Here is a 23,359-nt window from a genome sequence, read left to right as displayed (position 1 = left end):
CGGAGCCTTCAGAGTTCACACCCGGACGCTACCGGTGCTGCGGTCGACCTGGCCCACGCTGACCAGTCTCGTACCCCTCCGGACCGGCGCGCCATACCCTGACCCGCACGGCGCAGGAGGCGCGGCCGGTGATCAGCCGGCGCCCCAGCCCGGCAGCAGGCGCTCCAGGGCGTCCACCAGCGGGAGGGTGTCGCCGTCCTTGCCGCCCGCGCCGAGCAGCAGCGGCGGACGGCGTGGCTCGGGCCGGATCCCGCGCACCCGGTCCAGCAGGCCGATCGGGGCGGTGAGCACGTAGAAGTCGCCGTCGGCGCTGACGCCGGCGGTGCGGTCCACGCGCAGGTACCAGCCCACGAGCTGCGTGCGGGCGGTGCCGCGGCCGCCGTACCCCTGGACCTGCAGCGGCACGGGCGCGAGCCCCGCGGTTCGAGCGGCGGCCACGAACTCGCGCAGCAGGGCCTCGGCCCGGGCGTGCTCGGCGTCCTGGCGGGCCTGCAGCCGCTCGCCCTGCAGCCGGACCGCCTCGGCCCGCTGCTGGGCCCACTGATCGTCGCGCATCGGGGCAGTCTGGCAGGGCAGGCGGGAGGGAGTGGTCGTGAGTTCGTCAGGTGGTCGGCATTCCGGGGTACCGACCACCTGACGAGCTAACGACCACTCGCGGGCGCTACCCGCGCACCTACCCTGTCGGCCAGGAACTCCTCCCAGGTGCGGTGGCCGACCGCTCGGTTTGGTGCGGTGCCCGCGCCCTCGCGCAGCGCACGCGCGGCGGCGCCGGGCTGCCGGATCGACAGGATCGGGCGCCGCCGTCCTGCCGCGGCGAGGTACGTGCGCAGCAGGTCGCGCACCTCGTAGACCCGCGGGCCGCCCAGGTCGGGCACCAGGCCGGCCGGGTCGGCCAGCGCGAGCTCGACCAGCCGGTCCGCCACCTCGGCGGCCTCGACCGGCTGGATCCGGTACCCGCTGAACGACGGCGCGACCGGCAGCTTCGACAGCGCCTGCACGAGCGTCAGCACCAGGTCGTGGAACTGGGTGGCGCGCAGCGTGGTCCACGGCAGCCCGGACCGCTCCACGACGAGCTCGGCGGCCCGCTTCTCGGCGATGTACCCGAACGCCGCCCGGTCCACGCCGCTGGTCACGGGGACCCGGTCGGCGCCGACCACCGAGATGTACACCAGGTGCGGGGACCCGGCGGCGCTCGCCGCCTCGACGAGGGTGCGGGTCTTCTCCCCGTCCCCCTTGTTGCTGCCGGCCAGGTGGAGGATCGTGTCCACCCCGGTGACGGCGGCGCCGACGCCGGCGCCCGTGCTGAGATCGGCGGTGACGTGCTCGACGCCGGGCCGGGACTCGTGCGGCGTGCGGCTCAGGACGCGGACGTCCTGCCCCGCGGAGCGCAGCAGCGGCACGACGTACCGGCCGAGCGTGCCGGTCCGCCGGTGACGAGAATGGTTGCGGTCATGGCTCCTCCTTCTGCAGGAGACGGGGCTCCTGGTCACATCGGGCGTCGCTCGCGGGCAAGGGTCGTGGACCGTGACGAGCGACGTAAGGTCTGCACTGGCATGACACGCGGCGAGCGAGGAACGTGACAGTGATGGACGAGCAGACGTGGTGGCGGGACAGCTTCGAGGAGCACCGGCCGCACCTGCACGCGGTCGCCTACCGGATGCTTGGCTCGGTCAGCGAGGCGGACGACGCGGTCCAGGACGCCTGGCTACGGGTCGAGCGAGCCGACACCGGGGCGGTCGAGAACATCGGGGGCTGGCTGACGACCGTCGTGTCGCGCGTGTGCCTCAACATGCTGCGGTCCCGGAACACCCGGGGCGAGGTGCCGCTCGACGTCCGGGTCCCCGACCCGCTGGTCACGCCCGAGTCCGGCGCCGACCCCGAGACCGAGGCCGTGCTCGCCGACTCGGTCGGGCTGGCGCTGCTCGTGGTGCTGGAGCAGCTGGCACCCGCGGAGCGGCTCGCCTTCGTGCTGCACGACACGTTCGGCGTGCCGTTCGCGGACATCGCGCCGATGATCGACCGCACGCCCGAGGCCACCCGCCAGCTCGCGAGCCGGGCCCGGCGCCGCGTCAGGGGCTCCACGACGGCACCCGACGCCGACGTGCCGCGCCAGCGTGCGGTGGTGGACGCGTTCTTCGCCGCCGCCCGGGACGGCGACCTCGAGCGGCTCGTCGCCGTGCTGCACCCGGACGTGGTGCTGCGGGCGGAGGGCGCGCACGGCCGGCCGACCGTCCTCTCCGGCGCGCACGAGGTGGCCGGGAACGCGCCCATGTACTCGGGGCTTGCCCCGTTCGTCCGACCGGTGCTCGTCAACGGGACCGCAGGGGCGCTCGTCGTGGTCAAGGGCCGAGCGGTCTCCGTGCTGGCGTTCGTCGTGGCGGGCGGGCGGATCACGGAGATCGACGTGCTCTCCGACCCCGCACGCCTGGCCGGGCTCGACCTCTCCGGCGTCCTGCCCGTCGAGGACTGAGCCGGCACAGCAGCTGCAGCCGCGTGCGGTACTGCGGGAGCACGACGTCGGTGCGCGGCGACACGGCCGGACGACACATGACCCGGTGCCGTCAGCCCGTGGCCTCCTGGCGGCGTTCGTGGGTGAGCAGCGTGATCGCCACCGCCACGGCGACCCCGACCAGCGTGTCCAGCGCGCGGTCGCTGACCAGACCGCTCACCGGCACCGGGTTAGCGAGATGGGTCATCGACAGGGCCAGCGGCGTGATGAACAGCATGGCCAGCCCGTAGTTGCGCCCCACGTACAGCTCGGCGCCGGCCTGGAGCACCGCCGCCACCGCGATCACGACCAGGGGCGGCGGTCCCGCCGCGAGGAGAGCCCACGCGATGACGACGCCGACCAGGGTGCCCGCCAGACGCTGCGCCGCGCGGGTCAGCCGGCCGGTCGCGTCGGGCGCCGACATCGGCACCACCGCCGCCACCATCGCCCAGTACGGGTGCCCGACGGCGGTGGCGATCGCGCCGGCGCCGGCCACGCCCGCCCCGTACCGCACGGCGTAGTGCGCGAGCGTCCACTCGGGGCCGGGCGCCGCAGGCGTCGGCCGCACGCTCCCGCTCGGCGGGCCGACGTACTCGAACCGCGCACCGCAGACCGTCAGCACGAGCGCGAGGAGAGCTGCCGCAACCGTGACGGCCAGGGCGACCGGCAGCTCGTCCAGGGTGACCGGAACGGACGAGCAGGCGCCGAGCGCGAACACCGGGAACAGCGGCCCCGGCGGGTGCCACCGCAACCGGTGGGACAGGACCGCCACCGCCGTCGCCCACACCGCCGCGACAGGGACCACCACCCACCAGGTGCCCGCCACGGCACCCGACAGCACCGCGAGCGACGTGCCCAGCAGGACCGACGCGGTCAGGACACCGCCGGCCTGGACCTGGGTGCGCAGGCGCTCGCGGATCGGGACCGTCCGGCCGAACAGGCTGGTGAAAGCACCGAACGTCGCGTAGAGGGACCACTCGAGGTGGCCGGTCGCCCAGAGGACGAGCATCGGCACGGCCACGGACGCGGCCGCCCGCAGCGCGACGGGCAGCTCCCCGCCGTACGGCCCCACCGACACCATGCGACGCAGGTGGGGGAGCAGGGATCTGGCGCGCATGACCTCACCATCTTCCCACGGCGCAGGTCGGGAGAACCCACGCCCCGCAAGGGGGACAGCCGGATTCCCGCTGGAACGGCGCCCGGCCAGCATGGACGCATGACCGAATCCACTCTTCGCCCAGCCGGGTCGCGTCCCGGAGCCACCCACCCCGTACGCACCCGCTGGGCAACCCTCCGGACGCTGTCGGCCGCCGCCTTCGCGCTCGCGGTCCTGGCGGGAGTCGCGGAGACGGTCGTCGCCGTCTCCTCGATAGTGGCCCAGGACGGGACCGACGGCGCCGTCGTGGCGCAGGCCCTGGTGCGCGGCCTGATCTTCGCCGCCGCGCTCGTCTGCGCCTGGTTCCTCGCCCGTGGCCGGCGGTGGGCCTGGTGGGCGCTCCTGCTCGGGCTCGGCATGGTGGGCCTGGCCTCGATGGTGGTCCCGATGGCCACCGCGCTGGCCGACGGCGCCTCCTGGTCCACCGCGTTCGAGGGCGACGTGTCGCCGGCCTTCCCCGTGATCCGTGCGCTGCACATCCTGTTCGTCCTGGTGGGTGTCGGGGTGATGCTGCGGCCGGAGGTGCGCGCGAGCCTGTCCCCGGGTCGCTGACGCCCGTGCGGAAGCGCGCCGCTATCTGCTGAATGTGCCCGGACCAGCCGAGCCTGATGAGCCGGATCACTGGCTAGCGCCGCGCTTCCTCGGGGGTCAGTGGTGGTGGTGCTCGCCGCCGGTCACCGGCGTCACCCCGGGGCGGGTCCACTGGATGGTCGGGCGGCCACCGGTCCAGCTGTTCCCGACGCCGTCCTCGCCTGCCCGCCAGAACCAGCCCGGAGCCTTGCCCTCCGGCCAGCCCTCCGGGTAGTCCTGCCAGGCCTCCACGCGGCCGCGCACCGTCATGTCGAGCAGCGCGAGCGCGGGCATGGTCGCCTCCGCACCGCGGCCGGTGACCGAGTTGGTGAGGAACACCCGGTCGCCCTGGCGCAGGAAGCACACCCAGGTGCCGTAGTCGCCGCCACCCACGACGTCCTCCCCGGCGTCGAGGGCCGAGTACCAGTGCTGGGGGTACCCCATGAACTCGACGAACGGCGCGAGGTCCGCGTAGGGCGCCTTCGCGAACACGGCGAACGAGACGCCGCGTGCCTTCAGGTACGCCGGGTCCTGCACGGCCCAGTACGTCAGGGTGCAGCCCTCACACTGGTTCTCGAACGGCTCGCCCAGGTGCCACATGTGCTTGTAGACGACCAGCTCCTCCCGGCCCTCGAACAGGTCCAGCAGCGTGGTCGGCCCGTCCGGCCCCACGACGGTGACCGTCCCGTCGACCTCCATCATCGGCAGCCGCCGTCGGGCCGCCGCGATCGCGTCCCCCTCGCGGGTGTGCGCCTTCTCGCGCACCAGCAGCTCGTCGCGGGCGGTCTGCCACGCCACCTGGTCGACGACGGTAGGGACGGCGGCCGTCTCGGCCTGGTCGGTGGGGTTCTCGTACGTTGCGGTCATGACGTTCTCCTCGTTGGATCAGCCGGCCGGAGACCCGCTCAGTGGTGGTGTCCACCGTGTGCGACCACCGGCGTCGCACCCGGGCGGGCCCACTGAGCGGTGGGCCGGCCACCGGTCCACCCGTTCCCCGCACCATCCTCGTCCGCCTTCCAGAACCAGCCCGGGCTCCTACCCTCCGGCCAGCCCTCAGGGCTGTCCTGCCATGCCTCCAGACGCCCGCGCGCTGTCATGTCGAGCAACGCGAGCGAAGGCATCGCGACCTCGGCTCCGCGCCCCGCCGTCTCGTACGTGAGGTAGACGCGGTCCCCCTGGCGCAGGAAGGACACCCAGCCGAACTCGCCTCCGCCCACGGCGGGATCCTCGATGCCGTCCGCCGCGTACCAGTGCGCCGGGTAGCCCATGAACTCCACGAACGGCTCCACCTCGTCCCACGGCCCCTGCGCGAACACCGCGATCGAGACCCCGCGCGCCGTCAGGTACGCAGGGTCGTGCACCGCGAAGTACGCGAAGGTGCAGCCCGGGCACTGGTTCTCGAACGGTTCCCCGCGGTGCCACATGTGCTTGTAGGCCACCAGCTCGTCGCGGCCCTCGAAGAGCTCCAGCAGCGGCGTGGGCCCGTCCGGGCCGGTCAGCGTGAGCTGTGCGTCGACCTCCGTCATCGGCAGCCGACGCCGGGCGGCGGCGGTCGCATCGCCCTCCCGCATGTGTGCCTTCTCCCGCGCCAGCAGCTCGTCGCGCTCGCGCAGCCAGGTCTCCCGGTCGACGACGGGCGGAGCCGCGGCCGTCTCACCCGCCGCGGTGCGGTCGGGGTGGACCTCGTGCGTGTCGGTCATGGAAAGCTCCCTCGTTCGATCGCGGACACTTACACCGGTACCGACGACCGGACGCGCCGAAAGTCATCGACCGCTCGCCCAGCACGTCGCTGCCTGGGCGGTGGGCCGCCCCGCCCGGGTGGTCCGCGGGCTGCCCGGGCGCCCGATCCGGCGCCCGATCCGGTGCCCCGCTCAGCGTGTCGGGTCGAGCGTGATCGTCCAGAGCGAGCGACCGGCCTGGTCACGCAGGTCGACGCTCAGCTGTCCCGTGGCGCCGTCGATGTTGACCTCGCCGAAGTGCTGGAAACCCTCCAGCGGTGAGGTGTTGGCGCGCGGCGGGGAGCTCACGAACGCCTGGTGCGGCCCGAACGTCGGGTCGAGCGCGTTCGGGCCGAACGCGCCGGCGTTCAGCGGCCCGGAGACGAACTCCCAGAACGAGTCGAACCCCTCGAACGCGGCCCGCTCGGGCGCGTAGTGGATGGCGGCGGAGTAGTGGACGTCGGCGGTGAGCCAGACGGTGTTGCGCACCCGCCGGCGGCTGATCTCCTGCAGCACCCACGCCAGCTCCGCCTCGCGCCCGTTGGGCACGCCCGGCAGGCCGTTGGCGACGCCTTCGATCTTGTCGCCGTCAGGCACGTGGACACCGATCGGCATGTCCGAGGCGATGACCTTCCAGGTCGCGCGGGAGCGGTCGAGCGCCTCCACCAGCCAGCGTGCCTGGCGGGCGCCGAGGATCCGTTCCGGCGTGGTCCCGGTCGAGTTCGGGTCGCGGTAGCTGCGCATGTCGAGCACGAAGACGTCGAGCAGCGGGCCGTGCGACACCTTGCGGTACACACGGCCGTCGACGGCGTCCTGCTTGCGTACCGGCTGCCACTCGTGGAACGCCTGGAACGCGCGCGCCGCGAGCACGTCGGCGCGCTGCTCGGTGTAGCGGTCGTCGTTCAGGATCTCGCCCGGGTACCAGTTGTTCGTGACCTCGTGGTCGTCCCACTGCACGAGCTGAGGGACCCGCGCGGCGAAGCGCCGGAAGTTCTCGTCGAGCAGGTTGTAGGCGAACTGCCCGCGGTACTCGGCGAGCGTCTCGGCCACCTTCGACTTCTCCGGGGTGACGACGTTGCGCCAGACCCGGCCGTCGGGCAGCGTCACCGACTCCTGGAGGGGGCCGTCCGCGTACACGGTGTCGCCGCTGTGCAGGAAGAAGTCAGGGGTGCGGGCGGCCATGGCGGCGTAGATGGTCATGCCTCCGATGTCGGGGTTGATGCCCCAGCCCTGGCCCACGACGTCGCCGGACCAGACGAACCGCACGTCGTGCAGGTCCCGCGGAGCCGTGCGGAACTGCCCGGTCAGGACGCGGCTGTCGGCGCGGCCGTCCAGGTCCTGCGCGACCACTCGATAGTGCAGCTCCTGCCCCGCCGGCAGGCCGGTCAGCCGTACCTCACCGGTGCCGTCCGTCACCGGGGTCAGCAGCGGGCCACGGACCCGCCTCGCGCGCCGGAAGTCGGGGTCGCGGGAGACCTCGACGAACATGCGGGCAGGGCGGTCGGCCCTGGTCCACAGCACCGCGCCGTCGGCGCGCGGGTCACCGAGCTGCACACCATGGGTCAGCACGGGGCGACCGCCCCTGGTGAAGGCAGGCGCGGTGAAGGCAGGCGCTGCGAAGGCGGGCGGGGCGAGGGCGGGCGCGCTCGGGAGCAGCAGGCCGGCGGCGACGATTCCGGTGGCGCCGAGCAGAGCGCGCCGGTCGAGCTCGGGTCCAGGGTTCATGTGCCCGTTGTAATCCGGTCAGGAGACCTCCGGGTGGCCGCGTCCTGAAGCCTGGGTGAAGCGGGGATGCCCGGCTCCGCCCCCCTACCCCAGCGCCCTACCTCAGCGCCGCCGAGACGATCTCCAGCGCCTCGGTCCGGCCGATGCCGAGCGCGCGCACCGTGTCCGCGAACGTGGAGGCAGCGTCCTGCGCGAGGGACAGACGCTGGTCACCGGCAGCGCTCACGAAGGTGCCGGCCCGGCCGCGGGTCTCGACCAGGCCCGCCGCCTCCAGCTCCCGGTACGCGCGGGCCACGGTGTTGACCGCGATGCCGAGGTCCGCGGCCAGCGCTCGTACCGTCGGCAGCCGGGTCCCGACGGGGAGCGTCCGGTCCGCCATCTGCTGCGCGAGCGTGGTGCGTACCTGCTCGAACGGCGGGACGGGGGAGTCGGCGTCGATGCTGATCACGTCGGCAACAGTACAAGTGCTCCGCGCTCTGCGAGCCGCCGCGGCGCGACGTCGTCCGGGGGCCACCAGGTTGCCGCAAGGGGTCGCCTCACTCGCCGCTCGATGGTAGACATGTGGGACATATTTGGACCTTGGGGGGCACCGTGGCTGAGATCTACGAGATCAAGGACGACGACGGGATCGTGCTGGAGGTGCTCGGTACGGACGACGAGCCGGCGGGCGACGGGGGCGGCGAGGCGCCGTCCGACGCCGTGCCGACGGAAACACCACCGGCCGCACCACAGGCCGCACCCGAGCCGACCGCCGCACTGAGCATCGCCTCGCGCGGCTCGTGGGGCGCCAGGTACCCGGACGGCGACCTGACGCTGACCGGTCCAGCGGTCGAGGTCTTCGTGCACCACACCGTCACGGCCCAGCTCTCCCCGGACGCGAGCATCGCGGCCGAGGCGGAGCAGATGCGGGCGCTGGAGAGCGTCGGCCAGTCGCGGTTCGGCACCGGGATCTCCTACAACGTGATCATCTTCCCGTCCGGCCGGGCGTACCAGGGCGTGAGCTGGAACCGCCGTGGTACCCACACCGGCGGGCGCAACAGCACCTCGCGGTCCATCTGTTTCGCGGGCAACTACGAGACGAGCACGCCGACCGCGGCGCAGATCTCGACGGCCGCCGCCATCTACCGCGAGGGCAAGGACCGGTGGTGGACGCAGGGCGCGCCGTTGCAGGGGCACCGCGACGTCTCGCAGACCGCGTGCCCCGGCCGGCACCTGTACGCGCGCATCGACGACATCCGCACCGGCTCGGGCTCCACCCCGCCGAGCCCGGGGGAGCCCGGTGGCCTGGTCGTGGACGGGTTCTGGGGCTCTGCCACCACCGGCAGGCTGCAGCAGGAGCTCGGCACCCCGGTCGACGGCGTCGTCTCGTCGCAGAGCGCGTACTGGCGGGACAGGAACCCCGGGCTGACGACCGGCTGGCAATGGGTCTCCGACGCCGACGGCTCCCTCGTGATCGCCGCCCTGCAGCGCCGGATCGGGATGGACTCCGGGCAGCGCGACGGCAAGATCGGCCCGCAGACGATCCGTGCCCTCCAGGGGTACCTCGGCACGCCGGTCGACGGCGTGATCTCCCGCGAGTCCCAGGCGGTCATGGCCCTGCAGGGGCGCCTGAACGCAGGGCGGGTCTGAGCACAGGGCGAGCCTGGGCGCAGGGGGCGGGCCCGCCCCGCCCCCTGTGCCCGGGCGGGTTAGTCTCGCGTCCATGACCGACGCCGCCCAGCGCCCCGCACCCGACCACTTGTCAGCCGAACGCCGCACCCCGGACCCGATCCCCCTCGGGACGGCGCCCCGGCCCGCCGACGGAGCCGACCTGGCCGCCCGCATCCGGGCCGCGCTCGCGGAGGAGCTCGGCGGCACGGCCGTCGGGCTGGACCGCGCGTCGATCACCACGGTGCTCGACGGCGCTTCCGTCGCGTCGGCGGACATCGACCTGTCCGGCGTCGTCGTCCGTACCGACGGTGTGCCGGGGCCCGCCGACCCCGACAAGCGGTGGCGCCCCGAGATCGTCCGGCGCGAGCCGGGCACGCTGCGGCGGCTGCGCCTGGACGCGCACCGGATCGTGGCGGTGGACCTGCCCGTCGACGTCACCGCGGAGCTCGAGGGCCTGCGGTTCGAGTGGGTCGAGAGCTCCGACGGTCGGGTCGGCGTCCTGCCGGTGGAGCCCACGCAGGAGCACCCGGTCTCCGGCCACGCCCGCGTCGCCGTCGACAAGGCAGGCCTGGTCGCGACGGCCCGAGGGCTGCTGACCGTCGTCCTGCAGCAGCAGGGCATCACCTTGACGGGGCTGGACGTGGACCTGGTCTCGGAGGGGCCCCGGGCGGCCACGCTCCGGGTCGACGCCGCGATCAAGAAGGGCATGTTCCTGTCGGCCCGGGTGCAGGCGACGGCGTCGGTCAGCGTGGACGCGAACATGGTGCTCGCGGTCCGCGACGTGCGGCTCGCGAGCGGCAACCCGCTGGTGGCAGCACTGCTGGGGACCATCCGCGGCCGGGTCGAGGCCGCGACGAGCCGGGACATCGACCTCGCGGAGAAGCTGCCGGCCGGCGTCCGGCTGGCGGACGTACGGCTGGACGTGGGCCAGGAGCTCGTGGCGAGCGCCCGGCTGGCCTGACGGCGATCACCCTCACCCTCAACTCGAACTTGAACCTCTGCCAACCCTCGACCTCAGGTCGAGGCTGAGCTGGCGTGGCTGGGCGGTCGACAGCTGGTGGTCGGCAGGACGTCAGGTGATCGGCAGCCCGGGCTACCGATCACCTGACGTCCTGCCGACCACAGAACCTGGCCTGGCCCGGCCCGCCCCAGGTCAGTACGGGTTGTGTACGTACGCGCGGTCCACGGGCTCCGGGATGCGGAAGTAGTTCGCCGCGAGGCCAGCAGGGTCGGTCGCGAGGGCGCCCCGGCCGGGGCCGTCGTCGCCGTCGTCCCAGCCCCACGGGGCGTTCGCGGAGTTCTGGCCGCACGAGATCCCGCCGCTGCCGCAGCCGCCCGAGCGGTCGCCCGCGAACGTGCCGTGGCCCGCGAACAGCTGGGCGTTGGCGCGCTGCGCCCACAGCCCGCCGGACGCGTGGACGTCCACCAGACGGTAGGACACGTCTCGATCGTCCGGGTGCTCTGGCACCTCGGCGCGGCCCGCCGGGTAGTAGATGACCCCGTCGCCCCGGATGTCGTAGCCCGGGCGCGCCTTGAGGCCGTGCCCCTTGGCCTCCTGCGCGGTGACAGGGTGGGACAGTCCGTCGTGCGGGCTGGTCGCCAGCTGCAGGACGCCGTCGAGGTTCTCGGCGCCCGCGCCCCACGTGCTGCCCGACGGCGTGTACGAGAAGAAGTCGCTGTGCGCCACGGTGACCGCTCCACGCAGGACGCCGTAGGTCGAGCCGTCCTTCTGCACGGCGACCATGACGCCCTCGGCGTCGTTCTCGTGCTCCGTGTCGAAGATCGAGTCCGACCAGTCGCGCGGGTGGAAGAACATGTAGGTGACGAACCAGTGGGTGCCCGTCTCCAGCACCGAGTAGTAGGCGGTGGCGGCCAGGGCGTGGTTGCCGGTGTTCTCCCAGTTGTTGCGGGCGTCGAGGTCGCCGTCGAAGTCGTAGGCCGCGATGTAGTCCGATCGGCCGCCCAGGGCGTTGGTGCCGGTCTGGTCCACGTCCTGGTAGTGGATGGGCGCCCAGCGCTGGGCGACGTCGGCGTTGCTCGCCGCCGCAGTCCGCGGGGCTGTCGCCGTCGGGCCCGCGACGGCGGATCCCGCCGCCGCGACGCCCAGGGCGACCGAGGCCGCCGTCGTGCCTACTGCCAGCTTCAGTGCTCGTGCAGGTCCGGGCATGTTTTCCTCGTTCCGGTCGGTCCGGCGCAGCGATCGTCGAGGAAAGACTTCACCCGGTGCATTGCCGCCGGGCGACGGCCGGATGGCAGGCGGGTAACGATTTGTCCGGTTCGTGCGATCCGGATTCATTACCGCGCATGGGACATGGGGTACATTCCGCCTAAACAACGCGCGTGCGACCTGGTCGCGCCCAGAACCTCGGGAAGCCATGACAGCCACGACGACCACCCAGTCGGAACGCCTGGTCGACCTGGACGACCTGACTCCGCTCATCGAGACCACCACCAGCGCCGATCCCGCGCGCGTCTACGAACGGCTGCGTGCCCGGTGGGGAAACGTCGCGCCCGTGCTCCTGGAACCCGGTGTACCGGCCTGGCTGGTGCTGGGGCACCGTGAGCTGGTCACCGTGCTGCGCAACGAGAGCCTGTTCGCGCGGGACTCCCGCAACTGGAGCCTGATCACTGACGGCACGGTCCGTCCGGACAGCGGCGTCGGTGGAGTCCTGGCCCCGCGCGACGGCATCTACTACGTGGACGGCCTACGGCACCGGCACCTGCGCCGCCTCATCGACGACGCGTTCGAGAGCGTCGACGAGCACCGGCTCGCCACGATCGTCGAGAAGTGGTGCGGGATCGCGCTGGACCGGGTGCTGGCACAGGGCCAGGCGGACCTCGTGGGCGACTACGCCCGTGCCGTGCCGCTCCTGGTGATGTCCACGATGTTCGGGCTCGAACCCGAGCAGGCGCGTGCCATGCTGAGCCACGCCCAGCGCGTGTTCCAGGCAAAGGGCGCGGCCGGCGGCGAGGCGCTCAACGCCCAGCGGAGCCTCATCGCCGACCTGATCGCCAGCCGCCGCGCCGCGCCGTCGGACGACCTGACCTCAGCGATCCTGAGCCACCCCAGCCGGCCCACCGACCTGGACGCGCAGAGCGCCGTCTCGGCGACCCTCATCCTGGGCAGCGAGTTCGAGGTCGCGTGGATCACGCAGGCGTTGCGCCTGCGGCTCACCGACCCCCGGTTCGACGGGCGCTCCGGTGGGCGGCTGTCGGCGTCGGACACGCTGGAGGCCGCGCTCGGCTCGGCGCCTCCCGCGACCAACACCGGACCGCGCTTCGCCCTGGCGGACACGACGCTCGGCGGCCGCAAGATATTGGCGGGCGACGCCGTGGTACCAGGCATCCTGGGCGCGAGCGCGGAGTCACGCGCCTCCGACGACGACATCTGGCTCGAGTCCGGCCACCTCTCCTATCTCACGTGGGGTGCCGGGCCGCACGCCTGCCCCGCGCGGCGCCCGGCCACCGTGATGGCGCAGGTAGCGGTCGGCGCCGCGCTGCGCCGCCTCGGCGGTGTCGCGCTGACCGTCCCGCCGGAGTCCCTGCGCGCTACGGGGACGCTGTGGTCGTCGGTGCCGCAGACGCTCCCCGTCAGGTTCGAGGAGCACCGCCCGGCGCGGTGAGCGCGAGGATCTCCGGCACCACCACGCCCCACGCGATACGAGGCGGGTACTGGTGCCCGACCCCGGACAGCAGCACCAGCCGCGCGCCCCGGACGGCCGCGGCCAGTGCCGCGCCGTGCTCCGGCGGGAACAGCGGGTCGTCCTCGCCGTGCAGCACCAGCGTGGGCGCGGCGACGTCGGCGAGCGTGCCGCGCAGCGGACCGCTCTCGACCAGGAAGTGGTTGGCCGCCGCGGCCGGGTCGATGGACCGCTCCGCGACGCGGAGGGCCGTCTCCAGCGTGGCCGCCGCGTCGTAGCCCGGCCCGGCGAACGCCCGCTCGCCCTCGACGAGATGCCGGACGACGGCGTCCCGGTCGCCCCAGTCCGGGTCCGGCGGCGGGTCGTCGAACAGTGCCAGGGCCTCCGGGGAAGGGCCGGGCAGGCTCGGACCGCCCGCGTCGGCGTGCGGGTCGCCGCCCGTGAGCGGGCTCGTCGACATCAGCGTCAGCGACGCGACGCGGCCCGGGTGCTCGATCGCCGTCTGCTGCGCGATCCCGCCGCCCATCGACACCCCGACGAGGTGCGCGCGCCCCAGCCTCAGCGCGTCGAGCAGCCGGACCGGGTCCCGCGCCAGGTCGTCCCCGGTGTACGACGGCGCCCCGGGCGGGTCCGTCCGGGACCGCCCGGTGTCGCGGTGGTCGTAGCGGACGACGAAGCGTCCCGGTCCTCCGGGGGCGTCGCCGTCGGCCAGCGCCCGGCAGAAGTCGTCGTGCCACCAGTCCATGGCGCTCGCGATCCCGCCGATCAGGAGGATCGCCGGGTCGGCCGGGTCGCCGAAGGTCTCGGCACACAGCTGTGCGCCCGATACATCGAGCAGGGTCTCGGTCATGGTGGTCCGACCCGGCAGGCGCCGCGAACTCATCGGCCGTGCCGGGGTCCCGGCCGGTAGGCTGCGGCGGTGCAGCTGACCCGGCCCGACCTCGCGCGCATCCTTGAGCGTTCGGTCGCCGAGCGCCCGACGGCCGACCCCGGCTGGCTGGACGCGCCGCCCGCGCGGGCCCGCGTGCTGCGGGAGCGGGTGGTGCTCGGCCCGGACGCGTCGGTCCCCGCGACCGCAGACGCCCTGTTCGGCTGGCGCATCCACCGGGGCGCCGGGCTGATCATCGAGTCGACCGGGCTCGCCGCGACGGGCGTGACAGTGGTGCAGGCGGTCCGTGCGGGACCGCTCTGGTTCGCCGCACCGTGCCGGGTGGTCGACGCCGTCCGCGAGCCCGACGTGGCCGGGTTCACCTACGCCACGCTGCCCCACCACCCGGAGACGGGCGTGGAGTCGTTCCGGGTGGTGCGCGACGGCGACCGGGTGGTCTTCGAGATCCACGCCGTGGCCAGGCACGACTTCTGGGGCTCCCGGATCCTGCCGCGGATCGCCCACCGGGTCCAGGACCGGGTCACGCGCGGCTACCTGAACAGCGCAGGCGGCTGAGCTCCGGCCGCCGACCTAGCGGCGGAACTCGGCCAGGAAGTCCGTGACGAGCGTCGTGATCTCGTCGGGGCGTTCGAGGTTCGGCAGGTGGCCGGCCCAGCCGAGCTGGGTGTGCTTGGCGCCCGGGACGTGCCCGGCGAGGTGGTTCGCGACCGCGCGGAAGTGGTCGAGGTCCTGGCCGCCGGAGACGATCAGGGTGTGGGCGGTGACGGCTTCCAGGTCTATGCCGGGACCGGCGTCCTGGTGGATGTCCTCCCCGGCGCCGAGCTGGACCCGGAACGCGTGACGCTGCATGGTGCGCAGCAGCTCGCGGGCGTCGTCGTCGGCGTCGGGCCCGAGCCACGTGGCGACGTTGAGCTCGGTCGCGCCGTCGATGTCGCCCGCCTCGAGCAGTGCGTCCTCCCGTCGGGCGAACCGCTGCAGCGAGCGCGTCGCAGGCAGGGCGAAGGCGGAGTTCAGCAGGACGAGGTGGGACACGAGCTCCGGCCACTCGGAGGCGACCTGTAGCGCAACGTTCCCACCCGACGACGCCCCGACGATCGCGACCGGCCGCTCGCCCAGAGAGCTGAGCAGCGCCTTCACATCACCCGCGTTGTCGAACGGCTCGCTGGTCAACGGCGTGTCGCCGTAGCCGCGCAGGTCGCACCGGATCACGCGGTGTGACCGGGCAAGGGGCGCCCGCTGCGCGGCCCACATCCGGGAGTCGGCTACGCCGGCGTGCAGGAGCAGGACGGCGGGGCCCGAGCCTGTCGTGTCACCCGTCGTGTCGTGGCTGAGAATCATCCGCCGACGGTAACGGGGGCGACGGAGCAGTGGCCAGCGCATTCGGTGGACTCCAGTGCGGGCGACGGGTATAGTCGAACACATGTACGAATCGACGGAAGGTCAGGAGTCCGGCCGGTCCGGTGCGCAGGCGCTGGGGTCGCCGGTTGACGCTGCGTTGGCGACGCTGCTCGACGAGCTGTTCACCGGCCCGCGGGTGACCTACGCGCCGGTCGGGGAGTCGCCCACGTACTACGGAGGTCATCGCCACGGGAGGCCGAGGCACCGGCGCTTCGTGCTGCGCGCCGGTGCCGACCTCGACGATCCGCGCTGAGCCCGTCGGGCGACGTGTCGGGCTACACGACCACGGCGACCACCGCGGCCACCAGGGCCAGCGCGATGCCGACCCAGGCGAGCGTGGTGGCGGTCGCCGCCTTCCTGGCGGCGGCGTCGGCGGCCTCGCGGGCCGCGGTCGCCGCCGTCGTGGCGGAGTCGGCGGCAGCCTGGGCCGCCACCGCGACAGCGCGGGCCGCGTCGAGGTCGGTGCGCAGCGTGCCGCTGGTCGAGGTGAGCTCGTCGATCTGCCCCTGCAGGCGCTCCGCCTCCTGGCGCGCGGCGACGGCGGTCTGCTCGGCCGAGGTGGCGAGCTCGGCGGAGGCTTGCTCCCGCGCCTGCTCGATGGCCTGCGTGAGCGCCTGCTCCTGCGCCTTCTCCTGTGCGGTGGCCTGCTTGGCGACGAGCTCGCGCAGCTCGGTGCCCTGTTCCTTGAGGGTGACGGTGAGCTCGGTGCGCACCTCTTCCGGGGTCAGGGGCTTGTCCGGCTTGGCGAGGTAGGCGTCGGCCCACGTGCGCCGTGACCGGCTGGGCCTGCCCGCCTGCCCGGCGCCGTCGACGGCCGCCTCCTTCTCCTCGTCGCTGAGGCGGTCGAGTGCTTCGGCCGCCGCTTTGACCGCCGGCGGGGTCTCGACGGGGGCCTTGGCTCCCTTGGGCGTCGTTCCCTGGGGTGTCATCGGCGTCTTGGCCCCCTTGGGTGCCGCGGCGGCTGCCACGGGTGCGGCGTAGTCGGCGTCCTCGTTGTCACTCGACGCAGACTCGGGAATCTTGATGGGCTTGGTCAACAGAGCCCGGAGGCGGTCCATCCGCTCGGTCTTCTCGCCGCCCTCGGTCGGAGGCGCGTCGCTGTCACTGCTCATGGTGGAAACGTACTGCTCTGCCCCTTGTACGTCGACTACCTGGGCTGGAGTGGCGTTTTACCTGTGGGGGAACTTCACCGCGTTGGGACGGTGGCGGACAGGAATGGCCTTCAGGGGCCACCTGAAATCCAGACTTCGCCCAACGGGACCGGGTGGGAGTGCGGGATCGATAGGTGAGTCGGGGCCGCCGGCGTCCGGTGGGCGCGGTCGACACCTGGTGGGTGATCGACCGGGGCGGGTGGACGCGGCCGAAGGTGCGCGATGCCCTGGCGCGCACGGTTCCTGCAGGCGATCACGCTGCGCGACTGGGCCGAGCGTCCCCTGCTGAACAAGTCGCTGCAGACTTCGACCCGGGACAGGTACCGGCGGATGCTGGACAAGCAGATCCGCCCGGTCCTGGGTCAGGACACAAGGGCGCGTTGCTCGACGTCGCGGTGGGCGGGGGTCTTCGCGACGACGCGTCGCGCTCTACTGGCTGAGTCGGCTGTCGAGCCAGGTGTGTATGTCGTCGAGTGCAGCTCTGGCCATGGGCGTCGCGTGCCCCGTGAAACCGTGGGGTGCGGCAGGGTAGACGCGCAGGTCGACGTCGACGCCGGCTGCGGACAGCTGCGCGGTCATGGCGAGATTGTCGCGCAAGAGGATGTCCCCTTCGCCGATGACGATCAACGCCGGTGGCAGGTTCCCCAGATCGGCGTAGATGGGGGAGAAGTCTGGGTGGGTGCGCTCCGTCGCCTGGCCTGCGTAAGCCTCGATGAAGTACTCGTCTGCGATCAGGCGCCCGCTGGGTGTCTGCCCGCTGAGGTCGTAAGTCCCGAACTGCAGCACGGCGGCGTCGTACGCTGCTACACCGTGATCGCGGAGGCGGATGAGGGTGGTCATCGCGAGGGTGGCGCCTGCGGAGAACCCGCCGATGGTGAGCCGATCTGTTCCGAATCGGTCGGCCGCGTGTTCTGCTAGCCATAGTGCTGCGGTCTCGCAGTCGTCGGGTGCCGCAGGCCACGGTTTCTCTGGCGCGAGCCTGTAGTCGACGCTGACGACGACGATACCGAGGATGTCGGCCAGCTCTCGGTTGCGGATATCGCTTCCTGCCGAAGCTCCCAGGTAGAACCCACCGCCATGGAGATCCAGGAACACACCCCTCGGGGTGGCCGACGTCGGAAAGTACGTCCGCACCGGCACCGCGCGATCGTCGTGGCCGACCACCTCGACGACCGCAGGAGGGCTCGATGGGGCGGGAGGTTTCGCCGCGTCGCGGATCAACTGAAGTTCGTCCCGGCTGCTCGGTCCCCGGCCCACGCCCCGTTTCTCGTAGAACGCGCGGGTCGAGTCGACCAGTGGAAGTAGGCGAGGATCGATCAGCTGGGATAGGCCGAGCTTCATTGACTCACGGTATCGAACCGCGTCTTGGGCTGGGTGGATGCGCTGCTCGGCGCGTACCGGCGCTTCCTCCGTGTCGTCAGCGATGGCGCCGGTCGAGGTGGTGTGGCAGCCGCGCGGTACGCTCTCGCGGACGTGTGAAGCTTCGGGGCACGCACTGCTTCCCAACTGTCATGACGGGCGTCCCGCCGAAGAACGGTGGCGTGATCAGATCCGTTCGATGGTGAACGCCGTCAAGAAGCCGAGCGCGGTGATCAAGCCGGTCAGCGCGTGGGTGCGCTCGAATGCCTCGGGGATCATGGTGTCTGCCAGCATCGCCAGGATTGCGCCGGCCGCGACCGCCGTGATCACCGCGACCGCGGCGTCGGGAGCGCTCTGGAGCGCCAGCGCACCAAGCAGGCTGGCGAGCGCGCTCGCGACTGCGATGCCACCCCAGACGCCGAACACATACGCCGCGCTGCGGCCGGCCCGCTTCATCCCTGCGGCACTGGACAGGCCTTCGGGGACGTTCGATATAAACACCGCGGCCAGGATGCCCACTCCTACGCCACCGCCGTCCAGCAAGGACAGTCCTAGGACGACCGACTCCGGTATCCCGTCGAGCAGTGCGCCGATCGCGATCGCACCGCCACTGCCGGGCGTCTGCTGCTCGGAAGGCTGCTGGTCGCCCGAGCGCTTGCGGTGGCGGGCGCCTCGCCGCGCCAACGCGGTGTTGGCCAGGACGTACACGGACGCACCAGCAAGGAACCCGGCGACCGTCGGCGCGAGCCCGCCGGACCGCTCTGCCTCGTCCACGAGCTCGAACGCGAGGGCGGCGATCAGGACGCCCGCGCCGAAGGCCATGACAGTAGCTACCACGGACCGCGGAACACGGACGAACCACGCGATCAGCGCGCCGAGAACCAGGGCCAGGCCGCCAAACAGTCCCCAGCCGATAGCCTCCAGCCATATCGGCACTGGCTCGCTCCTCTCAGGCGACAGACACGACCACGCTATCGGAACACGTCACGCACATATGAGCAGGAGATTCCGAGCGCCTGGCTCACGTGCTGGCGGCCGCCAGCGTCGGGCACGACGAAGAGTCGCTCAAGGGTTGACGCCGGCCGAAGGGTGCCGCCGGGGAGACGTGGCTGACCATTCCGGTCTGTTCGCGTGTATGCCAGCCACAGTTGCCGCCGTCGTTGTTCCCACCAGGAACACCGGGACTGGCTGGTGGAGCATGGGAAGGTGAGCTTGTTGCTTGCAGAGAAGCAGTTGCACCTGGTGTCATGGGGCGACCTTCGCGCTGGTGGCGGCAACGCCAGCCGCGTTGGTGAGGACCTTCGGATGCTCCTGTTCGCTGAGGGTGACGCAGATGACGGAGCGTACGAGCGGCTGGAGAACGAGTTGGAGGCGCAGGGCGATCTCTTCCAGTGCGCACCCGTGGCGGTTGCAACGATCGTCGCTGCAGTCGCTGAAGGGTCGATTCCGGCCGCGAATCTCGCGACTTCACTTGACGTCCTCGGGCGGATCGTGACGGGGTACGCTGACCGTTCCGAGATTGCCTTAGGAAATGGCGATCTACGTGAGCAGTGCCGTGCCGAGGCGATGAAGGGGTATTGGTCCTTGCTGCGGGTCGCGGTTGAGCGGGACCCATTCAATGCCTGGCAGGTTGCACGAGCTGTCCTGGCAGTTCTGGACGAGGAACACTCGAGACGGATCTTGGAGTAGGACCTCACCCGGGGGGCAGGCAAGCACTTCGATAAGCATGTGCTTGGTCTATGACATTGGGATGGGGACGGAGATATCATTACCAGCTATTTCCGCCCCGACGACCCTCTTGCGTACTTCATGAGGGAGACTGCAAAGTGAATCAATGGGACGAAGGATTCCGCGACGCGTTCTCGAGTTTTGTCAGGGAATCTGGAAGGTGGCGCGACTTCCAACCTGAGACACTCCTCGCCCGTTGGGCGACGTTCGTTGCTGATTGCGAGGATGGTTATCCTAGTGATGCTGAGGACTACTTCAATGATCTGACATCGAGGGATTCGCTCTCGCGCGCGCTGGGTTCTACTGAACTGCAAAGATTCCCTGACCTTGTGCTGCTCGGCAGGGAAGTGGAAAAGGTTGACTCAGCGTTCCGCGTACTTCTGATTCCTGATGCATTTCCTAGGATTCCTGCGGAACTGTGGTGGTCGCGCGGTGTTGTGAAGTTCGCGCGAAAGTGTTTAGTTGAGGAATTGTGGCGAGACTTCCAGCTCGAGTTGGAACTGGTCGAGTAGCGTGACACGTATCGCCGGACAGCCCTAAGACCAAGGACACCGGAACTGAAGCCGGGACAGCAAAGCTGGTCGTCAAGAACAACGGGACCTCCGTCGCTCAGGTCGAGTTCCACCCGTGGGACGAGGTGCTGTACATCTACGACGGCGCGAACGACGGTGACACGATCTACGTCCGCGTGCAGTGGTGGGCGGCCGGCTACCCGGACGACACGACGTACTGTGGTTCGTCGATGCCACCCACCCCCGCAACCTCCTAGCGCGCGTGGCATGACTTCAGATAGCTGAGGAACGATGCCTGTAGCCCGGTGACGTGCGTCTCGTGCAACATCGTGCTCGATACGTGCTGCGACCGGCCCTTGGCATGCAGCGGTTCCATGACCGCGAGGACGTTGCGCGCCAGTCCTCGATAGATCGGGATGTCTCCGAGCAGCTCGGCTTCGTTCATCGTGATGTGCAGGCGTGGAGCGGCAGAGTCCTCGCCGGGCTCGGGCAGGGCTTCGACCAGGTCGAAGATCTGGCTGTCCGTACTCGCCACACCGGGGCTGCCTGCACCAAAGGTCGCGAACGGTGCAGCCTCGCGCAGCCAGGCGTAGAGGGCGAAAAGACCCCCGTAGGAGTAGCCGAAGAGGCCGTGCCCGGACTCGCTGACACGCAGCTTCGACTGCAGCTGGGGGTGGAGCTCGGCGGTGAGAAAGTCGAGAAAGACATCCGCGCGTGCGTCCGACAGCTCCGCGAGGTAGGCCTCCATCTGCTCCTGGGTCATCACCCCCGTGTCGCGCGCCCACTCGACGGTGGCCACCATCTCCTCGCTGACAGGTTCCCCCGGTGGGACCAGGTCGCGGTTGCGAAGGTGCTCCCAGGCCGCAGCCTCCTCGCCGGCGTAGCCGATGCTGACCTGGATGTAGGGGCTGATCGTCAAGAACGGGTCCGCCTGCGTGACGATCAGAGGCGCAGTGAGACCAACGGTCCAGTTGCCGTCCACCACGTAGATCAGCGGCAATGGAGATGCGGAGTCCGCATAGCCAGGAGGTGTGGTCACCCAGACGCCGTAGCGGTGCCCCGACCGTGCGGTGATCTCGAAGTACTCCGTGTCCGGCAAGCAGCCGTGCAACATCTCGCTCATCGAGCTTCTCCTTTCATGGTGCGACCGTCCGCGACGCACCGTCCTCAACAGTGGTGAGTTCGACGTGCGGTACTGTACTCGACAGTGGTGAGTTCGCCAGGAGGGAGTGCCGTGAGGTCGCCGATCGGAGAAGGGCGGGAACGCCTGCTGCAGGCGTTGTTCGATGAGTTCGGCGAGAACGGCCCGGGCGCGAACCTCTCGATGCGCCAGGTCGCAGAGCGGCTCGGCGTGCACCACACGCTGCTGACCTATCACTTCGGTTCGCGGCCAGGTCTGCTGCGTGCCGTGCTCTCAGAGGCTCGCCGCCGAGACAACCTCGTCATCGCCGCGGCCGGCGACGAGCTCGGGTTCGAAGCCCTGTGCAGGGCCATCTGGAACTTTTACTCGGACCCCGCGCACGAGGATCGAATCCGTGCCTTCTTCCATCTGGTCGGGCTCGCCGTCTACGAACACGATGTGTTCCACGAGTTCGTCGCGGACCTAGACGACCTGGCGCACATCCTTGAAGCGGCCGCCCTTCGCGACGGCGCCACGCCGGCGCAGGCAGAACAGCAGAGCATCATCGCCACCTCGTGCCTGCGAGGACTCCTGCTGCAAAGACTGCTGACCCCTACCGCCGAGATCGGCGCCGCAGCCGAGCGCTTCATCACCTCGCTGGGGGCATTCACCGGTGAAAGTCGCTCGTCGTGAACCACGATGCCCGCGGGCAGCTCTTGGCGGCGAAGATCGGCGGCGGGCGTAGCGGGCTTGAGTTCGGCAGGCAAACTTCGGCCGGCCTGGACCCGGCTTGACACACGAGTCCTCGGCCCATGTACTCGTCGCCATGGATGACACGCACAGTCCCTGCGCCCACCGCCCGAGCCGGATGCGGGAGGTGGGCGTCTGATGGACCAGGACACGTGGGTCAACATCGCGCTCGTGCTGCTGTTCATCCTGATCGGCGGCGTCTTCGCCGGCACGGAGCTCGCCCTGGTCTCGCTACGCGGGAGCCAGATCAGTCGCCTGGAGGCCAAGGGCGGGCGTGGCGGGCGGGTTGCCGCGGTCGCCCGGGACCCGAACCGGTTCCTCGCCGCCGTCCAGATCGGCGTGACGGTCGCGGGATTCTTCTCTGCCGCCTACGGTGCCTCGACGCTGGCCCCGGACTTCGCACCCGTCCTCATGGGCCTCGGGATGCCCGACGACGTCGCACAGACCATCTCGCTGATCGTGCTGACCCTGGTCATCGCCTACCTCTCGCTCGTGCTCGGCGAGCTGGTCCCCAAGCGGTTCGCGCTCCAGCGCTCCCAGAGCGTCGCGCTGGCCGTCGGGCCCTCGCTGGACCGGTTCGCGAGCCTGATGCGCCCGGTGGTGTGGCTGCTGTCCGTGTCCACCAACGCGGTGGTGCGCCTGCTCGGCGGAGACCCGCGGGCCACCTCCGAGGAGATGAGCGAGGAGGAGCTGCGGGACGTCGTGGTGGCCCACGAAGGGCTGCCCGAGGAGGAGCGTCGCATCCTGCGCGATGTCTTCGATGCCGCCGACCGGTCGGTCAGCGAGGTGATGCGCCCCCGTGGCGAGGTGACCTTCGTCGCCGGCGACCTGCCGGTGTCCGAGGTGCTCGAGATCGTCCAGGCCAGCCCGTACTCGCGCTACCCGGTCACCGGCGCAGACTTCGACGACGTGATCGGCGTCCTGCATGTCCGGGACCTGTTCGGCGTCTCGGGCACGACGCCGGTGCGCGAGCTGACGCGCACCATGCTCTACCTGCCGACCACCACGCACCTGATCCCCGCGCTGTCACAGATGCGGCGGGAGCGACGTCACCTGGCCGTGGTGGTCGACGAGTACGGAGGGACCTACGGGATCGTCACGCTCGAGGACCTCGTGGAGGAGATGGTCGGCGACATCCGCGACGAGCACGACACGCTTGAGGTCGCGCAACCCGCGTCGGCCGACGGCACCACGTGCGTGGAGGCCGGCATCACCATCGAGGAGTTCGCCGAGCAGGCCGGGGTCGAGCTGGCCGACGGTCCGTACGAGACCGTGGCGGGCTACGTCGTCAGCCGCCTGGGCCGGGTCGCCGAGGTCGGCGACACCGTCGATGTCGGTGGGCTGGACCTGGTCGTTACCGCAGTCCGGGGTAGGCGTCTGACCCGGCTGGAGGTGGTCCGGCGAAGCTGAAGCCCGCCGGCCAACCTGGGAGAGCGGGGCTCCGGCGGTGACCGTGTCGCCTTCGGCCAGTTTCATGAAGTCGCAGGTCAGCATCCGGTCACAG

26 protein-coding genes are annotated in these 23,359 nt (G+C 71.3%); 12 read left to right on the top strand and 14 right to left on the bottom strand.

The window, feature by feature from the left end; genetic code table 11:
- Window positions 1–132 precede the first annotated feature (132 nt).
- Together APR04_RS05035 and APR04_RS05030 are read right to left on the bottom strand one after the other, a co-directional pair.
- Window positions 133–555 carry a hypothetical protein gene (locus tag APR04_RS05035; protein WP_253868306.1) on the bottom strand — a complete coding sequence of 141 codons (423 nt, stop codon included), beginning with the start codon at window positions 553–555 and terminating at the stop codon, window positions 133–135.
- An 86-nt stretch (window positions 556–641) separates the two neighbouring features.
- The gene (locus APR04_RS05030; RefSeq protein WP_253868305.1) at window positions 642–1,400 is read right to left on the bottom strand and encodes an SDR family oxidoreductase; all 759 of its coding nucleotides are present in this window, start codon (window positions 1,398–1,400) and stop codon (window positions 642–644) included.
- Window positions 1,401–1,585: 185 nt separating this feature from the next.
- Between APR04_RS05030 and APR04_RS05025 the strand changes: the two genes are divergently transcribed.
- Entirely contained in the window at window positions 1,586–2,470 is an 885-nt protein-coding gene (locus APR04_RS05025) for a sigma-70 family RNA polymerase sigma factor (protein ID WP_253868304.1), read from the top strand.
- 91 nt (window positions 2,471–2,561) lie between these two features.
- On the opposite strand, the gene APR04_RS05020 is transcribed toward APR04_RS05025, so the two are convergent.
- Entirely contained in the window at window positions 2,562–3,605 is a 1,044-nt protein-coding gene (locus APR04_RS05020) for an FUSC family protein (protein ID WP_253868303.1), read from the bottom strand.
- A 99-nt stretch (window positions 3,606–3,704) separates the two neighbouring features.
- Here APR04_RS05020 and APR04_RS05015 point away from each other — a divergent pair, with 99 nt between their 5' ends.
- Window positions 3,705–4,196, top strand: a complete 492-nt coding sequence (locus APR04_RS05015) for a hypothetical protein (RefSeq protein WP_253868302.1) — start codon at window positions 3,705–3,707, stop codon at window positions 4,194–4,196.
- A gap of 96 nt (window positions 4,197–4,292) precedes the next feature.
- Here the strand turns inward: APR04_RS05015 and APR04_RS05010 are convergent, their stop codons facing one another.
- From APR04_RS05010 to APR04_RS04995, 4 genes are all read right to left on the bottom strand, one after another.
- Window positions 4,293–5,081 (bottom strand): DUF899 family protein, encoded by a 789-nt coding sequence (locus tag APR04_RS05010; RefSeq protein WP_253868301.1) that lies wholly within the window; start codon window positions 5,079–5,081, stop codon window positions 4,293–4,295.
- 38 nt (window positions 5,082–5,119) lie between these two features.
- Window positions 5,120–5,914, bottom strand: coding sequence for a DUF899 family protein (locus APR04_RS05005; RefSeq protein ID WP_253868300.1), 795 nt, complete (start codon window positions 5,912–5,914; stop codon window positions 5,120–5,122).
- A gap of 171 nt (window positions 5,915–6,085) precedes the next feature.
- A complete protein-coding gene (locus APR04_RS05000) occupies window positions 6,086–7,657 on the bottom strand; it encodes an alkaline phosphatase D family protein (RefSeq protein WP_253868299.1) in 1,572 nt (523 codons plus the stop codon).
- 97 nt (window positions 7,658–7,754) lie between these two features.
- A complete protein-coding gene (locus APR04_RS04995) occupies window positions 7,755–8,105 on the bottom strand; it encodes a GntR family transcriptional regulator (protein WP_253868298.1) in 351 nt (116 codons plus the stop codon).
- 143 nt (window positions 8,106–8,248) lie between these two features.
- On the opposite strand from APR04_RS04995, the gene APR04_RS04990 reads away from it, so the two are divergent.
- Window positions 8,249–9,286: an N-acetylmuramoyl-L-alanine amidase gene (locus tag APR04_RS04990; protein ID WP_253868297.1), complete on the top strand. Its 1,038-nt coding sequence runs from the start codon at window positions 8,249–8,251 to the stop codon at window positions 9,284–9,286.
- 73 nt (window positions 9,287–9,359) lie between these two features.
- Window positions 9,360–10,268 carry a hypothetical protein gene (locus APR04_RS04985; RefSeq protein WP_253868296.1) on the top strand — a complete coding sequence of 303 codons (909 nt, stop codon included), beginning with the start codon at window positions 9,360–9,362 and terminating at the stop codon, window positions 10,266–10,268.
- 192 nt (window positions 10,269–10,460) lie between these two features.
- Here APR04_RS04985 and APR04_RS04980 read toward each other — a convergent pair whose 3' ends face one another.
- A complete protein-coding gene (locus APR04_RS04980) occupies window positions 10,461–11,474 on the bottom strand; it encodes a hypothetical protein (RefSeq protein WP_253868295.1) in 1,014 nt (337 codons plus the stop codon).
- A 208-nt stretch (window positions 11,475–11,682) separates the two neighbouring features.
- Here APR04_RS04980 and APR04_RS04975 point away from each other — a divergent pair, with 208 nt between their 5' ends.
- The gene (locus tag APR04_RS04975) at window positions 11,683–12,930 is read left to right on the top strand and encodes a cytochrome P450 family protein (protein ID WP_253868294.1); all 1,248 of its coding nucleotides are present in this window, start codon (window positions 11,683–11,685) and stop codon (window positions 12,928–12,930) included.
- Here the strand turns inward: APR04_RS04975 and APR04_RS04970 are convergent.
- Complete coding sequence (locus tag APR04_RS04970) at window positions 12,899–13,798, bottom strand: alpha/beta fold hydrolase (RefSeq protein ID WP_253868293.1); 900 nt, start codon at window positions 13,796–13,798, stop codon at window positions 12,899–12,901. The genes APR04_RS04975 and APR04_RS04970 overlap by 32 nt on opposite strands.
- A 69-nt stretch (window positions 13,799–13,867) precedes the next feature.
- Between APR04_RS04970 and APR04_RS04965 the strand changes: the two genes are divergently transcribed.
- Complete coding sequence (locus APR04_RS04965) at window positions 13,868–14,392, top strand: DUF1990 domain-containing protein (protein WP_253868292.1); 525 nt, start codon at window positions 13,868–13,870, stop codon at window positions 14,390–14,392.
- Window positions 14,393–14,407: 15 nt separating this feature from the next.
- Here APR04_RS04965 and APR04_RS04960 read toward each other — a convergent pair whose 3' ends face one another.
- A complete protein-coding gene (locus APR04_RS04960) occupies window positions 14,408–15,175 on the bottom strand; it encodes an alpha/beta fold hydrolase (RefSeq protein ID WP_253868291.1) in 768 nt (255 codons plus the stop codon).
- A gap of 82 nt (window positions 15,176–15,257) precedes the next feature.
- Between APR04_RS04960 and APR04_RS04955 the strand changes: the two genes are divergently transcribed.
- Window positions 15,258–15,488 (top strand): hypothetical protein, encoded by a 231-nt coding sequence (locus tag APR04_RS04955; protein ID WP_253868290.1) that lies wholly within the window; start codon window positions 15,258–15,260, stop codon window positions 15,486–15,488.
- Window positions 15,489–15,510: 22 nt separating this feature from the next.
- Here APR04_RS04955 and APR04_RS04950 read toward each other — a convergent pair whose 3' ends face one another.
- The 3 genes from APR04_RS04950 to APR04_RS04940 all read right to left on the bottom strand — a co-directional run bounded on the left by APR04_RS04950 (window position 15,511) and on the right by APR04_RS04940 (window position 18,681).
- Entirely contained in the window at window positions 15,511–16,347 is an 837-nt protein-coding gene (locus tag APR04_RS04950; RefSeq protein WP_253868289.1) for a hypothetical protein, read from the bottom strand.
- Between the two features lie 468 nt (window positions 16,348–16,815).
- Complete coding sequence (locus APR04_RS04945) at window positions 16,816–17,727, bottom strand: alpha/beta hydrolase (protein WP_253868288.1); 912 nt, start codon at window positions 17,725–17,727, stop codon at window positions 16,816–16,818.
- A 204-nt stretch (window positions 17,728–17,931) separates the two neighbouring features.
- Window positions 17,932–18,681 (bottom strand): ZIP family metal transporter, encoded by a 750-nt coding sequence (locus APR04_RS04940; RefSeq protein WP_253868287.1) that lies wholly within the window; start codon window positions 18,679–18,681, stop codon window positions 17,932–17,934.
- 270 nt (window positions 18,682–18,951) lie between these two features.
- Between APR04_RS04940 and APR04_RS04935 the strand changes: the two genes are divergently transcribed.
- The 3 genes from APR04_RS04935 (at window position 18,952) to APR04_RS30360 (ending at window position 20,242) form a co-directional block, all read left to right on the top strand.
- Window positions 18,952–19,434, top strand: coding sequence for a hypothetical protein (locus APR04_RS04935; protein WP_253868286.1), 483 nt, complete (start codon window positions 18,952–18,954; stop codon window positions 19,432–19,434).
- A 137-nt stretch (window positions 19,435–19,571) separates the two neighbouring features.
- Window positions 19,572–19,985 (top strand): hypothetical protein, encoded by a 414-nt coding sequence (locus tag APR04_RS04930; protein WP_253868285.1) that lies wholly within the window; start codon window positions 19,572–19,574, stop codon window positions 19,983–19,985.
- A gap of 125 nt (window positions 19,986–20,110) precedes the next feature.
- Window positions 20,111–20,242 carry a hypothetical protein gene (locus tag APR04_RS30360; protein ID WP_301312093.1) on the top strand — a complete coding sequence of 44 codons (132 nt, stop codon included), beginning with the start codon at window positions 20,111–20,113 and terminating at the stop codon, window positions 20,240–20,242.
- Here APR04_RS30360 and APR04_RS04925 read toward each other — a convergent pair.
- On the bottom strand, window positions 20,239–21,108 hold the full coding sequence (locus tag APR04_RS04925; RefSeq protein WP_253868284.1) for an alpha/beta hydrolase: 870 nt from the start codon (window positions 21,106–21,108) through the stop codon (window positions 20,239–20,241). The genes APR04_RS30360 and APR04_RS04925 overlap by 4 nt on opposite strands.
- A gap of 111 nt (window positions 21,109–21,219) precedes the next feature.
- On the opposite strand from APR04_RS04925, the gene APR04_RS04920 reads away from it, so the two are divergent.
- The gene (locus tag APR04_RS04920; RefSeq protein WP_253868283.1) at window positions 21,220–21,798 is read left to right on the top strand and encodes a TetR/AcrR family transcriptional regulator; all 579 of its coding nucleotides are present in this window, start codon (window positions 21,220–21,222) and stop codon (window positions 21,796–21,798) included.
- A 195-nt stretch (window positions 21,799–21,993) separates the two neighbouring features.
- Complete coding sequence (locus tag APR04_RS04915) at window positions 21,994–23,265, top strand: hemolysin family protein (RefSeq protein ID WP_253868282.1); 1,272 nt, start codon at window positions 21,994–21,996, stop codon at window positions 23,263–23,265.
- The last annotated feature ends 94 nt before the right edge of the window (window positions 23,266–23,359 follow it).

Source organism: Promicromonospora umidemergens, from assembly GCF_024171995.1.
In the GTDB taxonomy this organism is placed as follows: Bacteria; Actinomycetota; Actinomycetes; order Actinomycetales; family Cellulomonadaceae; genus Promicromonospora; species Promicromonospora umidemergens.
Note: the sequence above shows the minus strand (reverse complement) of the source record. Positions and strands in the feature narration are given on the sequence as shown.

Coding starts and splice junctions, on each gene's coding strand:
- APR04_RS04975 (WP_253868294.1), top strand. CDS start 11,683: ATGACAGCCACGACGACCACCCAGTCGGAACGCCTGGTCGACCTGGAC.
- APR04_RS05020 (WP_253868303.1), bottom strand. CDS start 3,605: ATGCGCGCCAGATCCCTGCTCCCCCACCTGCGTCGCATGGTGTCGGTG.
- APR04_RS05010 (WP_253868301.1), bottom strand. CDS start 5,081: ATGACCGCAACGTACGAGAACCCCACCGACCAGGCCGAGACGGCCGCC.
- APR04_RS05035 (WP_253868306.1), bottom strand. CDS start 555: ATGCGCGACGATCAGTGGGCCCAGCAGCGGGCCGAGGCGGTCCGGCTG.
- APR04_RS04915 (WP_253868282.1), top strand. CDS start 21,994: ATGGACCAGGACACGTGGGTCAACATCGCGCTCGTGCTGCTGTTCATC.
- APR04_RS04945 (WP_253868288.1), bottom strand. CDS start 17,727: ATGAAGCTCGGCCTATCCCAGCTGATCGATCCTCGCCTACTTCCACTG.
- APR04_RS05000 (WP_253868299.1), bottom strand. CDS start 7,657: ATGAACCCTGGACCCGAGCTCGACCGGCGCGCTCTGCTCGGCGCCACC.
- APR04_RS05005 (WP_253868300.1), bottom strand. CDS start 5,914: ATGACCGACACGCACGAGGTCCACCCCGACCGCACCGCGGCGGGTGAG.
- APR04_RS04925 (WP_253868284.1), bottom strand. CDS start 21,108: ATGAGCGAGATGTTGCACGGCTGCTTGCCGGACACGGAGTACTTCGAG.
- APR04_RS04950 (WP_253868289.1), bottom strand. CDS start 16,347: ATGAGCAGTGACAGCGACGCGCCTCCGACCGAGGGCGGCGAGAAGACC.
- APR04_RS05025 (WP_253868304.1), top strand. CDS start 1,586: ATGGACGAGCAGACGTGGTGGCGGGACAGCTTCGAGGAGCACCGGCCG.
- APR04_RS04985 (WP_253868296.1), top strand. CDS start 9,360: ATGACCGACGCCGCCCAGCGCCCCGCACCCGACCACTTGTCAGCCGAA.
- APR04_RS04980 (WP_253868295.1), bottom strand. CDS start 11,474: ATGCCCGGACCTGCACGAGCACTGAAGCTGGCAGTAGGCACGACGGCG.
- APR04_RS04960 (WP_253868291.1), bottom strand. CDS start 15,175: ATGATTCTCAGCCACGACACGACGGGTGACACGACAGGCTCGGGCCCC.
- APR04_RS04955 (WP_253868290.1), top strand. CDS start 15,258: ATGTACGAATCGACGGAAGGTCAGGAGTCCGGCCGGTCCGGTGCGCAG.
- APR04_RS05015 (WP_253868302.1), top strand. CDS start 3,705: ATGACCGAATCCACTCTTCGCCCAGCCGGGTCGCGTCCCGGAGCCACC.
- APR04_RS04970 (WP_253868293.1), bottom strand. CDS start 13,798: ATGACCGAGACCCTGCTCGATGTATCGGGCGCACAGCTGTGTGCCGAG.